Genomic DNA, 14,832 nt, shown 5'->3' on the forward strand with positions numbered 1-14,832 from the left:
CACCACGTCCGGCTCGCGGTCCACCGCGACCAGCGCGTCAACGTCACCGGCGGACGTCACCAGGCCGCGAGCTCGTCGGGTCACCTCAACCCCGGTCATCGCTGCGCAGGCGTCGCCCGCCAGGGGACCCCTGATCTTATTCTCCCAGAGGGGTACGACGTTTTCGGGCCGTCGACCGCGCGACCAGGGCGCCGAAGGCGATGCCGGCCACGTCCACAAGGGCGTCCAGGACGTCCCCGCCGCGGTTCAGCGCGGTGATGAGCCACTGCAACACTTCCGAGACCGCGGCGTAACCCAAGAGGACGATGACCAGTGGTCCGGACGGCAGCCGCGCGTACCTCCCGGCGCCCATGAGCAGGGCGAACAGCAGGAAGTGCACCACCTTGTCGGTGCCCGGGGGCGCTGTGGGCACACCTGACGCCGGGGTGAACAGCACGATGACGCTGAGCAACACCGCGACCACGAACGGAAGGATTCTGGGGCCCACGGACCAGATTCTGCCTGTTTCGCGGAGATTACTTCCCGGTACATCCTGATCGGTCCAGTGACAGGGACTACTCTGACTAGACGTGAGTCGACGCGCGAAGATCGTCTGTACGATGGGTCCTGCCACCGCGACCGAGGACAAGGTCAACGAGCTGGTGGCGGCCGGTATGGACGTTGCCCGGATGAACTTCAGCCACGGCAGCCATGCCGACCACAAGCAGGTCTACGACCTCGTCCGCAACGCGGCCGAAGCGTCGGGCCGCGCGGTCGGCATCCTGGCCGACCTCCAGGGACCGAAGATCCGCCTCGGCCGGTTCGCCCACGGTCCCGTCGAGTGGCGCACCGGTGACATCGTCCGGGTGACCGTCGAGGACGTCGAGGGCACCCACGACCGGGTCTCCACCACCTACAAGCAGCTGGCGCAGGACGCCAAGGCGGGCGACCGGCTGCTGGTGGACGACGGCAAGGTGGGCCTGACCGTCACCGAGGTCGACGGGCCGGACGTGGTCTGCGAGGTCACCGAGGGCGGCCCCGTCAGCAACAACAAGGGCCTCTCGCTGCCCGGCATGGACGTGTCCGTGCCCGCGCTGTCCGAGAAGGACATCGAGGACCTGGAGTTCGCCCTCAACCTGGGCGTGGACTTCATCGCCCTGTCGTTCGTGCGCTCGCCCGCGGACATCGACCTGGTCCACCAGGTGATGGACCGCGTGGGCCACGGCCGCAAGCCGGTGATCGCCAAGATCGAGAAGCCGGAGGCGGTCGACAACCTCGAAGCGATCGTGCTCGCCTTCGACGGCGTCATGGTCGCCCGCGGCGACCTGGGCGTCGAGCTGCCGCTGGAGCACGTGCCGCTGGTGCAGAAGCGGGCCATCCAGATCGCCCGCGAGAACGCCAAGCCGGTCATCGTGGCCACCCAGATGCTCGACTCGATGATCACGAACTCCCGGCCGACCCGCGCCGAGACCTCGGACGTCGCGAACGCCGTGCTCGACGGCGCCGACGCGCTGATGCTGTCCGGCGAGACCTCGGTCGGCCGCTACGCCATCGAGTCGGTCAAGACCATGAGCCGCATCATCGTGGCCGTCGAGACCGAGTCCACCGTGGTCCCGCCGCTGACGCACGTCCCGCGCACCAAGCGCGGCGTGATCTCGTACGCGGCGCGTGACATCGGCGAGCGGCTGAACGCGAAGGCGCTGGTCGCGTTCACCCAGTCCGGCGACACCGTGCGGCGGCTCGCCCGCCTGCACACCCCGCTGCCGCTGCTGGCGTTCACGCCGGAGCCCAGCGTGCGCAGTCAGCTTTCTCTCACCTGGGGCACCGAGACGTTCCTGGTGCCTAAGGTGGACTCGACGGACGAGATGGTCCGCCAGGTGGACCTGTCGATGATCGACATCGGTCGGTACCAGCCGGGCGACCTCGTCGTGGTCGTGGCAGGCTCGCCGCCTGGCACCATCGGCTCGACGAACCTCATCCGGGTGCACCGCCTGGGGGAGGACGACCACGCTTAGGAGATGACGTGACCGAGGCTGCCCGTGCCGCGGCGACCGCCGAGTTCTCGGACGTTCCACTGGACGCCGACGGCGTGCCCCACGGGCAGCCCGTGCTCGACCGACTCGTCGCGCTGCTCGACCTGGAGCGCGTCGAGGAGAACATCTTCCGCGGTGTGTCACCCGCCGAGTCGCCCGTCCGGGTGTTCGGCGGGCAGGTCGCGGGCCAAGCGCTGGTAGCCGCCGGCCGCACCGTGCCGCGTGAGCGCCGGGTGCACTCGCTGCACTCGTACTTCATCCGCGGTGGCGACCCGACCGTGCCGATCGTGTACGAGGTCGACCGGATCCGCGACGGGCGCTCGTTCACCACCCGGCGCGTGGTCGCGATCCAGCACGGCAAGGCGATCTTCGCCCTGTCTGCGTCGTTCCAGCTGGACGAGCCGGGTCTCGACCACCAGGAGCCCATGCCGGCGGTGCCGGCGCCGTCCTCGCTGCCCACGTACGCCGAGTCGGCGGCCGGGTACCTGGAGAAGGTCGGCATGGCGCGGCTGCCGAGGCCGATCGACATCCGGTACGTGACCGAGCCGCCGTGGCGGGCGCGGGAGGACGGGCCGGGCGAGGCGCGCAGCCAGGTGTGGATGAGGGCGGACGGCGAGCTGCCGGACGACGACCTGCTGCACGTGTGCGTGCTGGCGTACGCGTCGGACATGACGTTGCTCGACTCGGTGCTGGTCAGGCACGGCGTGTACTGGGGAACCGACAAGGTGCTGGGCGCGAGCCTGGACCACGCCATGTGGTTCCACCGCCGGTTCCGCGCCGACGAGTGGTTCCTCTACGACTGCGCTTCACCTTCCGCTTCGGGCGCTCGGGGCCTCGCGACGGGCCGTTTCTACAGCCAGGACGGCCACTTGGTGGCTACCGTGGTCCAGGAGGGTCTGCTTCGGGTCCTGTAATCGACCGGCTACGCTGCGCAGTCAACGGGAAGTCACGGGAAGTGGGTCGCGATGAGCACGATGCACTGGCCTGGCCACTGGCTCACGCTGGAGGAATGGGACGCGCTCCCCGAGGACGAGTTGCACCACGTCGAGCTGGTCGAGGGGGCCCTGCTCCTGTCGCCGAAGCCGGCACTCAAGCACCAATTGGCCGCGAAGCGGTTGGGTACGTGGCTCGATGAGCAACTGCCCCACGACGTGGTGGCGGTGCCCGAGATCGACGTCCTGATCAACCCGGTGGTCCCGATCACGGTGCGCGCACCCGACATGGTCGTCGTCCCGACCGAACGCGCATTGGAGTACCCGAAGCGCGTGGACCCCGACGACGTCCTCCTGGCCGTCGAGATCGTGTCACCGGGGACGAGGCGCATGGACCGCATGCTCAAGCCCGCCGAGTACGCCGATGCGGGTATCCCGCACTACTGGCTGCTCGAACTCGACGAGCCGATCACGCTCCTGGCGTTCGCCCTGGTCGACGGTGAGTACCGGCACGTCGCCGGAGGCACCGGGAAGGTCGAGGTCCCCGAGCCCTTCCCGGTCACCTTGGACCTCGACTCGCTGCTCAGCCGTTAGCCGCGAGAGCGTCCCAGAGCGCCCGCACGTGGTGTTCCTTGGTCGCTTCCGCGCCGATCGCCACGCGGACCGCGAAGCGGCCGTCGACCACGGTGTGGGTGATGAAAGCGTCGCCGGTGGCGTTGACGCGGTCCATCGCGGCACGGGTGGCGTCGTCGCCGGAGCGGTGCGCGAGGGTGACCAGGGACAGGGAGCGGGGGACGACGAGGTCCCAGTCGTCGGACGCGTCCACCCACGATTCGAGCAGGGCGGCCAGCTCCACGTGGCCGCGCAGGTGGTCGCGGATGCCCTCCAGGCCGTACCACCGCAGCACCGACCACAGCTTCAGGGCCCGGAAGCGGCGGCCCAGGGGGATCTGCCAGTCGCGGTAGTCCACGACGGCGCCCGACTCGGTGGCGGTGTTGCGCAGGTACTCCGGGAGGATCGTGAGGGCGTCCACCAGCACGTCCGGGTGCGCGGTCCAGAACAGGGACAGGTCGAACGCGGTCAGCATCCACTTGTGCGCGTTCGCGGTGAACGAGTCGGCGAGGTCCACACCGTCGAACAGGTGCCGGAACTCCGGGCACAACGCCGCCGGGCCCGCCCACGCCCCGTCCACGTGCAGCCAGATCCCGTGCTCGGCGCACAGGGCGGCGATATCGCGCACCGGGTCGACCGCGCCGGTGCCCGTGGTGCCGACGGTCGCGCACACCAGCACCGGGCGGCGGCCCGCGTCCACATCGGATCGGATGAGCGAGGCCAGGTCGTCCACCCGCATGGCCAGCCGGGAGTCCACCTCGACCGCCCGCACGGCCTGCTCGCCCAGTCCCGCCATCCGCGCCGCCCGCTCCAGCGACGAGTGCGTCTGCGACGACACGTACACGGTCTCGGACCCGTCCACGCCGGACTGCCGCCACTTCCCGCCCGACGCCCGGTGCAGCGCGGCGAGCATCGCGACCAGCGCCGCGGACGACGCGGTGTCCTGGATGACCCCACCGCCGACGAACGACGACGGCAGGCCGAGCGCCCCGACCAGCTCGTCCATCAGGTGCTGCTCGACCTCGGTCGCGGCGGGGGAGGTGGACCACAACATGCCCTGCACGCCCAGGCCGGACGACAGCAGGTCGCCGAGCACCGACGGCAGCGAGGCGTTCGACGGGAAGTAGGCGAAGAACCCGGGGTGCTGCCAGTGCGTCGTCGCCGGCAGCACGACCCGGTCCAGGTCCGCGAGCAGCCCGTCGAAACCCTCGCCGCGCTCGGGCAGCCCGGCCAACTGCCGCCGCACCCAGCCGGGCTCGACGGGCGAGGAGACGGGGAAGTCCTCGACGCGCGAGCGGTAGTCGGCGATCCAGTCGATCACCTCGTGGCCGATCCGGCGGAACTCGTCAGGGTCCATGCCCCGAAATCTATACGCGTCGCCTGCGGTGGGTGGGGCGTTGATCGTCAGGCGGTGTCAGGGCCCGTGTCTCGACCCGTTCCAGCACCACCGAGCTGGTCAGGTTCCGCACCTCCGTGCGCGAGGCGATCTTGTCCATCAGGAACGCCTGCAGGTGCGTGCTGTCGGCCACCGCGATGTGCACCAGGAAGTCCGCCTGGCCGCTGACGTGGAACAACGACCGCGTCTCCGGCTGCGCCATCACGAACCGCCGGAACGCCGCCACCACCGGCCTGGTGTGCGGCCGCACGTTGACCGACACGACGGCCTCCAGCGGCAGGCCGGTGGTCCGCGGGTCGACCACGGCGTGGAACCCGGTGATCACCCCGAGGTCGCGCAGCCGCCGCACGCGGTGCAGGCAGGTCGACGGCGCGATCCCGACCTGCTCGGCCAGGCTCCGGTTCGGCAGCGTCGCGTCGTTCTGCAACGCCTCCAGGATCAGCCAGTCGACCGAATCCAGTTCGGCTGTCTCGCTCACAACCGAACACTGTAACCGTCGAGTGGAATACGCCCGAACAGATCGCCCAGGATGCGGCCGTGCACATCGCCTGGACCTCCTTCCTGCTCGCCCTCGTCGTCATCACCGTCGTGCCCGGCCCGGACTTCGTGCTGGTCACCGGCAACGCCGTGCGCGGCGTGCGGTACGGCGCGCTGACGGCGGCCGGCGTGGTCACCGGGTTGCTCGTGCACGCCCTGCTGGCCACGGTGGGGCTGTCCGCGCTGGTCGCGGCGGCGCCGGCGGCGTTGCTGGCGGTCAAGGCGGTGGGCGCGCTGTACCTGGTGCACCTGGGCGTCGCCACGTTGCTGGCGGCGCGGCGCGGCGGGCCGATCAGGCGGGCGCCGAAGTCCGACCGGTCGCTGTTCCTGCGCGGCCTGCTGTGCGACCTGCTCAACCCGAAGGTGATGCTGACGTTCCTCAGCCTCGTGCCGCAGGCCATGGACCCGGCGTCGCCGCCGCTGCCGCAGGCCGCGCTGCTGTCGGCGGTCGCGGTGGGCGTGTTCGCGTGCTTCTGGGCCGTGGTGGTGCCGTTGGCGGGCCGGCTGGCGGCGCTGCTGTCGCGGCCGAAGGTGCGGCCGGTGTTCGAGCGGCTGTGCGGCACCGCCCTGATCGGCATGGCGGCTTCGGTGCTCGCCGCGTAATTCTCGTTATCGTGTCGCGGCCGAGGAGTCTCCGGTGAGGGTAAGCCCGACTCGGCCGAGAGGAACGGTATGCGCGCACCACGGGACGCCGCGGCGGTGACGGCCGCGCAGCGGGGGGAGCCGGGCGCGTTGGACGCGCTGGTGGCCGCCTACCTGCCGCTGGTCTACAACGTGGTGGGACGCGCCCTGTCGGGCCACCCGGACACCGACGACGTGGTGCAGGAGACCATGCTCCGCGCGGTCAACGGGCTGCCGAAGCTGCGCGAGCCCGAGGCGTTCCGGTCGTGGCTGCTGGCCATCGCGCTGAACCAGGTGCGCGACCACCACCGGACCGGGCCGCCGCGCGCCGACGCCGAGCCTGCCGACCTCGCCGACCCCGGCGCGGACTTCGCCGACCTGGCCATCACCCGGCTCCAGCTCACCGGCCAACGCCGCGAGGTCGTCGCGGCCACCCGGTGGATCGGCGACGACGAGCGCGAGCTGCTGTCGCTGTGGTGGATGGAGCAGGTCGGCCGGATCACCCGCGCCGAGCTCGCCGAGGCGCTCGACCTCACGCCGCAGCACGCGGCGGTGCGGGTGCAGCGGATGAAGGCGCAGCTCGACGGGGCGCGGGTGGTCGTCCGGGTGCTCGCCCTGCCGCGCTGCGGGGACCTGGCCGAGGTGATCGCGGACTGGGACGGGCAGCCGAACGCGTTGTGGCGCAAGCGGATCGTGCGGCACGCGCGGGAGTGCGGTCGCTGCGCCCGCGGGTTCGACGACCTGGCGGCGGTGGACGGCCTGCTCGCCAGGATCCCGCTCGTGCCGCTGCCCGCCGGGTTCGACCCGGCCGCCGCCGAGCCCGTGATCGCGGTGGTGAAGAAGGGCTTCTGGGCGAACGCGGCCACCAAACCGCTGATCGCGGCGGCGGCCGTCGCGGTGGTGGCGGGCGCGGTCGTGCTGCTGCCCGTCGACCGGGCGCCGACGCCCGTGGCCGCCCCGGTCGCCGTGACGACCAGCCGGGCGCCCTCGACCGTCCCGGCCACCACCACGACCACCACCACCACCACCACCACGACCACCACCACGACCACGTCGGCCGCACCGACCGAACCGGCGCCGGTCGTGCAGCCGGTCGCCAGGTCGGTCAAGAAGGGCGTCAGCACCTGGCACTTCGACGGCGTGACCGCGGCGTTGTCCGACGTCGGCGCGGGCTGGTTCTACAACTGGGCGCCGACCAGGGAGAACGTGCAGCCGCCACCGGGTGTCGAGTACGTGCCGATGATCTGGGGCGCGAAGACCGCGACGCCCGCGAACCTGGCCGCGGTGAAGGACCAGGGCACCACCCTGCTCGGCTTCAACGAGCCGGACCTCGCGGAGCAGTCGAACATGACCGTGGAGCAGGCGCTGGACCTGTGGCCGCAGCTCCAGGCGACGGGGATGCGCCTGGGCAGCCCGGCCGTCGCGCACAGCGGCGACGAAGCGGGCGGCTGGCTCGACCGGTTCCTGGCAGGCGCCCGGCAGCGCGGGCTGCGGGTCGACTTCATCACGCTGCACTGGTACGGCTCGGACTTCGGCCCGGCCGCCGTCGGCCACCTCAAGAGCTACCTGGACGCCGTGCACGCCCGTTACGGCCTGCCGGTCTGGCTCACCGAGTACTCGCTGATGGACTTCTCCGGCGGCGGCGTGCGCTACCCGGACGAGCGGGAGTTGGCCGACTTCGCCGGCGCGTCGTCCCGGATGCTCGAAGGCCTGCCCTGCTTGGAGCGCTACGCGTGGTTCGCGCTCCCCGCCGACAAACCGGGCACGGGGCTGTACGTGCCCGGAGGGACGCCGAACCGGGCCGGCGTGGCGTACCGCGCCACCGGTTAGGCGAGCGCCCGCCGCCGGTCGTGCGGCGCGGGCGCTCCGCGGTACCGGCCCGTCGCTGGTCGAGCAGCGGCGGGCCGGTACCCCTCAGTCAGTCGGCCGGCCGGTCGTCGAACAGCGGCTGCCACCGGCCGTCGAAGCCGCCGTTCGCGGCCAGGTGCCAGCCCGGCGGCAGCCACACGCCCACCTCGCGGCTCGCGCTGTCGTCGATCCCGCCCGAGTGCACGAAGTACTCGTGCTGCCGCCAGTACGCGCCGTGCGACGCCGGGTCGCCGCTCACCGCGCCACGGCTACGGCCCGAGCTGTCCAGCCCGGTGCCCGCGAACCCGCCGAAGTCGTCGGACCCGGACGGCGTGTCCTCGTCCAGCTCCGCCGAGTACGCGCCGAAGAACCACGCCTTCGACAGGTACCCCTCGCGCCCGTCGGTGAGGTCCGACGCGGCGTCGTCGCGGGACTGGTTGTAGAACCGCTGCACGCCCGTCCCGATGCCCAGCGCGGGCGTCTCGAACCGCACGTCCACCACGTCGGTGGCCAGCCAGTGCCGCTGCCACGCCGACCGCGACCAGTGCGTGGGCACGATGTCGGCCAGGTCCTGCAGCTCGTAGGTCAGCCGCTTGACCCGCGGCCACGCCACCTCGGTGCCGTTGTCCACCCGGCTGGCCTGCGTGGACGCGTTGGCCCAGGTCAGCGGCACCGCGCCGAACGCGGCCACCGCACCCGGCGCGCCCTCCGGCACGAACGCGTAGTGCACGTTGCGCCGGTCGTCGGCGCCCGAGATGCGCACCTCGGCGGTCCCGGCCGCCGCCATGCGACCCGACACGTGGGCCCACGTGTCGGTGACGAACCGCAGTTCGTGCGCGTGCGGCCCGGCGTCGGGCAGGTCGAAGTCGCTCTCGTCCGCCTGCCACAGCAACAGGTGCCTGCCGGTCGAGGTGTGCAGGAAGTTGACGTCCGGGTCGTAGGACCGCCGCATGACGTGGTCCTTGTGGTGCGTCACGGTGGCGTTGCCGAACGACTCGCCCGCGCCGCCCGGCGTGCCGGCCACCCCGCGCACCACGATCTCCACCCGTTCCCAGTCGTGGATCTCGTCGCCGTCCTTGTCGGCCGCGTTGTAGACGTGGTACAGCAGCACCAAGGACTTGCCGCCGTTCTCGGTGAACTCCAGCAGCGCGGTGTAGAGGGTGGGCCGGATCCGCCACCGCTCGTACCCCGCGGTCCCGGCGACGTACCGGGGGACGAGCTTCCAGTTCGCGCGGTTGGTGGCGAAGACGCCGTCCCGGTCGAAGTCGAAGTTCGCGAGCCAGTCCCGGCCCTGCTTGCCGTCGTTCTCGTCACCCCGCTTGAGGATGACGGGCGCGTAGTAGTTCAGGTACGCCTGCCGCTGCGCGGTGGTCAGCGTCCACGAGGCCTGGGCCGTCGGCGCGGTCAGGCAGGCCGCGACCACGGCCGCGACGAGCACGAGTAATCGGGTCATTCTCCCGACTCTCGCGCCGTCGCGGCCGGCTGTCAGCGGTGGCCCGCCCCGGTGGAGCGGGATCCCGCAGCGGTCGGAGACCGCGATCGGACGGCAGCGGTCAGGCGATGGTCCACTTCTGGTTGGCCGCGCCGGTGCAGGTCCAGATCTGGAGCCTGGTGGCGTCGGCGCTGGTGTTTCCGGTGACGTCGACGCACTTGCCGGTCGCCGGGTTCACCAGGTCGCGGCCCGAGGTGTGGGTCCACTGCTGGTTCGCGCCCCCCGCGCAGCTCCACAGCTGCAACTGCGCGCCGTCGGCCGTGCCGTGGTCCTTGATGTCCAGGCACTTGCCGAGCGCGCGCAGCGTGCCGTCACCGGGCCGCGACCACTGCTGCGCCGCCGTGCCGTTGCACGTGTAGAGCTGCACGGCCGCGCCGTCCGCGCTGCTCGCGCCCGCCACGTCGACGCACTTGCCGGCCAGGCCGGTGATCGCGCCGCCCGTGCCTCCGCCGTTGCCGGGCGTGCCCTGCCAGGTGAACGTCGCCGAGGTGCGGGCGGGCAGGGTGTAGGTGAACGACTGGTTGCCCCAGTTGACGCGGATCGACTGGGACGAGGTGCCGCCGTTGTGGGCGATCAGGGCCTTGGAGCCGTCCGGGTTGCGGTAGGCCACGTTCTGCACCGTGCCGTTCGCGGTCGAGTCGATCCGGTACGCGCCCGGCTTGACGAACTTCGTCAGGTGACCGGTCGTGTAGTACTCGACGGTGTAGTCGACCTGGCCTGCCCGCGACCCGCCCTCCTGCACGGTGATCAGGCCGGTGCACGTGCCGCAGCCGCCGTTGTGCGGTCCCATGTTCTGGTTGAGCGCGAGGCTCCACTTCACCAGGCTGGAGCTGTGGTTGCGGGCGTAGTTGACGATGTCGGCCATGTCCTCGTTGTGCTGGTTCGAGATCCACGTGCCGCCGGAGTGCTCGGTGCTGAACTGCTTGACGTTCGGGTACTGGTCGCGCACCTGCGTGCCGACCGCCGGGTCGCCGAAGTAGCCGTGCCACGCGATGCCGCCGAACAGCGGGTCGTTGCGCACGCCCGCGTCGTTCAGCACGCCGGAGCCGAAGTTGGCGTAGTCGCCGTAGTTCCAGTCGTGCACCAGCACCTTGGTGCTGATGCCCGCCGCGCGGAACGCCGGGTAGAGGTTGTTCTTGGTGAACTCGACCAGGCCCGCCGGGTTCCAGCTCATGCCGGGGTAGTTCATCGCGGTCGGGTTGGACGCCTGGCAGCAGTTCGGCTCGTTCTGCACGGACACGTAGTCGACCGGGATGCCCGCCGCCTGGTAGCTCTGGACGTACTTGACGAAGTACTGGGCGTACATGGGGGCGTACTCCCACTTGAGCCAGCCCATCTGGTCCATGCGGCCGTTGTCCTTCATCCAGCCCGGCGCGCTCCACGGCACGCCCTTGACCCGCAGTTGCGGGTTGAGCTGCTTGGCCTGCTGGGTCAGCAGCCGCACGTTCGTGTCGTAGCCGTTGGCGCCCCAGTCGTCGAGGTCGCAGCACGTGTCGTCGAGCGAGACGTGGCCCGGCCTGGACAGGTCCGACGCGCCGATCGGGTTGCGCACGAACGACAGGCCGATGCCGTCGACCGGGTGGAACAGCTTGCGCATCACCGCGTCCCGCGTCGCGGCGGAGACCGGACCGCCGCGCAGCAGGTAGGCGGTGGTGTCGGTGATCGACGCGCCGCCGCCCTCGAACTGCTGGTAGGTCGTGCCCTCGTTGACGGTGATGGTGTGGGTGGCGCTGCCGCCGTTCGAGCCGAACGCGATGGACGGCTGCTGGGCCAGGCCTCGGGCGACGACCCGGCCGCCGCTGTCGGAGGTGGTGGTCAGGTACACGTTGACGGTCTCGCCCGCTGCCGCGGCCGGCTGCGAGGCGGCGAGGGCGGCTGCGACGGTGATCACGGCTATGCCGGCGCTGACGAAAGCCCGACGGTGGGAAGAGGGCACCCCGGACTCCTTTCACGACGTTGTGGGCAGGGGTCGGCAGGCTGTAACAAAATGGAACATTTGTGGAAATTGTCCGCAGGTGAAAGGAAACAATGCTGCCGAACCCGTGTCAAGGTCGTGCGACACCCGCCGGTGGATACCGGTAAATACCGTGAAGGCGCCGGCCGTCAGGGGCGCGGCGCGGGCCCGGTGGACGCCCTGACCACGAGTTCCGTGGCCAGTTCGACGTGCAGCGCTTCCAGCTCGTGCCGGTCGAGCAACCGCATCAGCAGGGTCACGGCCAGCCGGCCCATTTCCTGCAACGGCTGCCGCACGGTGGTCAGCTCCGGACGCGTGGCACGACTGAGGTCGAGGTCGTCGAAGCCGGCGACGGACACGTCGCGCGGCACGTCGAGACCTCGCTCGCGGGCCGCCCGCAGCGCGCCGACGGCCATCTTGTCGTTGAACGCGACCAGCGCCGTCGGCCGGTCCGCGAGGCCGAGCAGGTCGCGGGCGACCAGGAAGCCGTTCTCCTCGGTCGGCTCGTCCACGTGCCGCAGCAGCTCCGCCGACGGCAGCACGCCGACGTCGGACAACGCCGCCGCGTACCCGGCGAGCCTGCCGTCGCCGGCCAGCCAGTCGCCGGGGCCGCCGATGATGCCGATCCGCCGGTGGCCCAGCTCCACCAGGTGCGCCATCAGCCGCCGCGCGCCCGAGAAGTGCGCCGCCGACACCGACGCTATGTCGCGCGGCAGCTCGGTGCGCGGGTCGACCACCACGAACGGGAACCGGCGGTCCCGCAGCCGGACCAGCTCCTCGGCCGGTTCCGGCGGCAGGATCAGGATCGCGCCGCCCACGTCCGCGCGCGCCGCCAGACCGGGCAGCGCGGTTTCCCGCTGCGCCGACACGCCCGCGCTGAGCAGGACCTGGCGGTGGTGCAGGGCCAACGTCTCGGCGACGCTGGAGACGATCAGCCCGAAGTAGTCGGTGAGCAGGTACGGGCAGCGCACGTAGACGGGGCCGGCCGGCTTCGCGCCCCGTGCCCGCGGCGCCTCCGCGCCCAACCCGGCCACGGCGCGCAGCACCAGTTCGCGGGTGTGCTCGGCGACGTTGGTCTGCCCGTTGAGCACGCGCGACACCGTGGCGATGGAGAGCCCGGTCGCCCGCGCCACATCACGCACCGTCGCCCTGGCCATCCACGTCCCCCTGTTCCACTGGCGTTTCACGATGTTACAGCGCGGTCGGCCGTGTTCGGCGCAGTGGGCATTGAGGGGTGTCACACAGGTGCGCGCGGGCGCGGATTTCGGCAGGCTGTGCAGATGACCACCTCCGAGGCACCCGCGCGGATCGCCGTCACCGGGCTCGCCGTCATGGGCAGCAACCTGGCGCGCAACCTCGCCCGGCACGGCTACCGCGTCGCCGTGCACAACCGCAGCTCCGCCCGCACCAAAGCGCTGATCGCCGACCACGGCCACGAGGGCGACTTCGTGCCCGCCGAGACGCTGGAGGAGCTCGTCGCGAGCCTCCAGACGCCCCGCCAGATCATCATCATGGTCAAGGCGGGCGGCCCCACCGACGCCGTCATCGACGAGCTCGTGCCCCTGCTGGAGCCCGGCGACATGGTGATCGACGGCGGCAACGCCCACTACGCCGACACCCGCCGCCGCGAGGCCGCGCTGAAGGAGGCAGGGCTGCACTTCGTCGGCGCGGGCATCTCCGGCGGCGAGGAAGGCGCGCTCAACGGCCCGTCGATCATGCCGGGCGGTTCGAAGGAGTCCTACCAGCACCTCGGGTCGGTGCTGGAGGACATCGCGGCCAAGGTCGACGGCGTGCCGTGCTGCGTGCACGTCGGGCCGGACGGCGCCGGGCACTTCGTGAAGATGGTGCACAACGGCATCGAGTACGCCGACATGCAGCTCATCGCCGAGGCCTACGACCTGCTGCACCGGGTCGGCGGCATGGCGCCCGGCGAGGTCGCCGAGGTGTTCCGCGGCTGGAACACCGGCGACCTGGAGTCCTACCTGGTGGAGATCACCGCCGAGGTGCTCGGCCACGTCGACGTCGAGACCGGCGCCGCCCTGGTGGACGTGATCGCGGACGAGGCCGAGCAGAAGGGCACCGGCCGCTGGACCGTGCAGGAGGCGCTGGAGCTGGGCGTGCCGGTGACCGGCATCGCGGAGGCGGTGTTCGCGCGGTCGCTGTCCGGGCGGGCGGGTCAGCGGCAGGCGGTGCGGTCGGCGTTCGGGCCCGCCGAGGTCGCGGGCGGCGCGGACGGCTCGCTGGTCGAGGACGTGCGGCAGGCGCTGTACGCGTCGAAGGTGGTGGCGTACGCGCAGGGCTTCGACCAGATGCGCGCGGCGAGCGCCGAGTACGGCTGGGACCTCGACCTGGGCGCGATGGCCACGATCTGGCGCGGCGGCTGCATCATCCGGGCCCGGTTCCTCGACCGCATCCGCGAGGCCTACGACAAGGCGCCGGAGCTGGCGTCCCTGCTCGTCGACGACTACTTCCGCGACGCGGTGAAGTCGGCCGAGGCGGCGTGGCGGCGCGTCGTGGTGAAGGCGGTGACCGCGGGCGTCCCCGCGCCCGGCTTCGTGTCCGCGCTGGCGTACTACGACGGGCTGCGGTCCGAGCGGCTGCCCGCGTCGCTGATCCAGGGCCTGCGCGACTTCTTCGGCGCGCACACCTACCGCCGCACCGACCGCGAGGGCAGCTTCCACACCCTCTGGTCGGGTGACAGGTCTCAAGTGGACGCTTGAGCCCACCGGACCGATCATGGCCGGGTGCGTGAACGCTTCCGCCGCCACCCCGTCACGGCCGGCTACCTGTCGGCCGTGGCGGTGCTCGCCCTGCTGACGCGGTTCGTGTTCGCCGACGGGATGTCGGCGCAGGTGCGGGAATCGCTGAGCACGAACGCGGCCAACCTCGACGACCACCCGGTCAACGCGTTGCTGGGCAGCGCGTTCGTGCTCGACCCCGCCGGCGACGGCCTGGTGGCCACCGGGCTGGCCCTGGTCTGCGTGGCGGTCTGCCTCGGCGTGCTGGAACGCGAGGCGGGGCCGTGGCGCGCGGCGGCGGTCGTCCTCGCGGGACACGTCGGCGCGACGCTCGTGACGGCGTTCGTCATCTCTTCGGGTGTCTACCCGACCGATCTCACCGACGTGGTCGACGTCGGTCCCGGTTACGTGGCGTGCGCCGCGGCCGGCGGCATCACCGTGTTGGGGCCGGTGGTGCTGCGCGTGCCGTGGCCGGCGCTGCTCGTCGCGTACCCGTTGGCGGGCGCGGAGTGGTCCGGAGCCGTGCCCGAGTTCGCCGCCGTGGGCCAGGTCGCGGCCGTCCTCATCGGACTGTGCGCCGGCACGGTCGCGGTCGGCCGCGCCTACGCCGCCGTCGGCCGGTAGGTCCGTCACCAGGGGTCACGCCCCGCTCGTGATCAACACGACCGGGTGGATCCGCTGTCAGACCTG

General features: G+C 71.6%; 13 protein-coding genes. 7 read left to right on the forward strand and 6 right to left on the reverse strand.

The features are described from left to right. Positions 1 to 136: 136 nt before the first annotated feature. The gene (locus AB0H12_RS07305) at positions 137 to 487 is read right to left on the reverse strand and encodes a VanZ family protein (RefSeq protein WP_499621484.1); all 351 of its coding nucleotides are present in this window, start codon (positions 485 to 487) and stop codon (positions 137 to 139) included. 82 nt (positions 488 to 569) lie between these two features. On the opposite strand from AB0H12_RS07305, the gene pyk reads away from it, so the two are divergent. The 3 genes from pyk to AB0H12_RS07320 are packed head-to-tail and all read left to right on the forward strand — an operon-like array spanning position 570 to position 3,538. Continuing rightward, entirely contained in the window at positions 570 to 1,994 is a 1,425-nt protein-coding gene (gene pyk, locus AB0H12_RS07310) for a pyruvate kinase (RefSeq protein ID WP_230567130.1), read from the forward strand. Positions 1,995 to 2,002: 8 nt separating this feature from the next. Beyond that, on the forward strand, positions 2,003 to 2,926 hold the full coding sequence (gene tesB / locus AB0H12_RS07315) for an acyl-CoA thioesterase II (protein ID WP_499621485.1): 924 nt from the start codon (positions 2,003 to 2,005) through the stop codon (positions 2,924 to 2,926). 51 nt (positions 2,927 to 2,977) lie between these two features. Further along, positions 2,978 to 3,538, forward strand: a complete 561-nt coding sequence (locus AB0H12_RS07320; protein ID WP_499621486.1) for a Uma2 family endonuclease — start codon at positions 2,978 to 2,980, stop codon at positions 3,536 to 3,538. Here the strand turns inward: AB0H12_RS07320 and AB0H12_RS07325 are convergent. Together AB0H12_RS07325 and AB0H12_RS07330 are read right to left on the reverse strand one after the other, a co-directional pair. After that, the gene (locus tag AB0H12_RS07325; RefSeq protein WP_499621487.1) at positions 3,528 to 4,913 is read right to left on the reverse strand and encodes a pyridoxal phosphate-dependent decarboxylase family protein; all 1,386 of its coding nucleotides are present in this window, start codon (positions 4,911 to 4,913) and stop codon (positions 3,528 to 3,530) included. The genes AB0H12_RS07320 and AB0H12_RS07325 overlap by 11 nt on opposite strands. Before the next feature lie 10 nt (positions 4,914 to 4,923). After that, positions 4,924 to 5,430: an Lrp/AsnC family transcriptional regulator gene (locus AB0H12_RS07330; protein WP_230567127.1), complete on the reverse strand. Its 507-nt coding sequence runs from the start codon at positions 5,428 to 5,430 to the stop codon at positions 4,924 to 4,926. Between the two features lie 59 nt (positions 5,431 to 5,489). Here AB0H12_RS07330 and AB0H12_RS07335 point away from each other — a divergent pair, with 59 nt between their 5' ends. Together AB0H12_RS07335 and AB0H12_RS07340 are read left to right on the forward strand one after the other, a co-directional pair. Continuing rightward, entirely contained in the window at positions 5,490 to 6,092 is a 603-nt protein-coding gene (locus AB0H12_RS07335; RefSeq protein ID WP_230567126.1) for a LysE family translocator, read from the forward strand. A 69-nt stretch (positions 6,093 to 6,161) separates the two neighbouring features. Continuing rightward, positions 6,162 to 7,940, forward strand: a complete 1,779-nt coding sequence (locus tag AB0H12_RS07340; RefSeq protein ID WP_499621489.1) for a sigma-70 family RNA polymerase sigma factor — start codon at positions 6,162 to 6,164, stop codon at positions 7,938 to 7,940. Between the two features lie 88 nt (positions 7,941 to 8,028). On the opposite strand, the gene AB0H12_RS07345 is transcribed toward AB0H12_RS07340, so the two are convergent. The 3 genes from AB0H12_RS07345 to AB0H12_RS07355 form a co-directional block, all read right to left on the reverse strand. Further along, positions 8,029 to 9,411, reverse strand: coding sequence for a hypothetical protein (locus AB0H12_RS07345; RefSeq protein ID WP_499621491.1), 1,383 nt, complete (start codon positions 9,409 to 9,411; stop codon positions 8,029 to 8,031). A 100-nt stretch (positions 9,412 to 9,511) separates the two neighbouring features. Then, positions 9,512 to 11,386: a ricin-type beta-trefoil lectin domain protein gene (locus AB0H12_RS07350; RefSeq protein ID WP_499621494.1), complete on the reverse strand. Its 1,875-nt coding sequence runs from the start codon at positions 11,384 to 11,386 to the stop codon at positions 9,512 to 9,514. Between the two features lie 167 nt (positions 11,387 to 11,553). After that, positions 11,554 to 12,561: a LacI family DNA-binding transcriptional regulator gene (locus AB0H12_RS07355; RefSeq protein ID WP_499621495.1), complete on the reverse strand. Its 1,008-nt coding sequence runs from the start codon at positions 12,559 to 12,561 to the stop codon at positions 11,554 to 11,556. Between the two features lie 123 nt (positions 12,562 to 12,684). Here AB0H12_RS07355 and gnd point away from each other — a divergent pair, with 123 nt between their 5' ends. Next, positions 12,685 to 14,124, forward strand: a complete 1,440-nt coding sequence (gene gnd, locus AB0H12_RS07360) for an NADP-dependent phosphogluconate dehydrogenase (protein WP_499621497.1) — start codon at positions 12,685 to 12,687, stop codon at positions 14,122 to 14,124. A gap of 24 nt (positions 14,125 to 14,148) precedes the next feature. Next, the gene (locus tag AB0H12_RS07365; RefSeq protein WP_499621499.1) at positions 14,149 to 14,766 is read left to right on the forward strand and encodes a rhomboid-like protein; all 618 of its coding nucleotides are present in this window, start codon (positions 14,149 to 14,151) and stop codon (positions 14,764 to 14,766) included. Positions 14,767 to 14,832 lie beyond the last annotated feature (66 nt).

Source organism: Actinosynnema sp. NPDC023794 (genome assembly GCF_040639675.1).
GTDB lineage: Bacteria > Actinomycetota > Actinomycetes > Mycobacteriales > Pseudonocardiaceae > Actinosynnema > Actinosynnema luteola.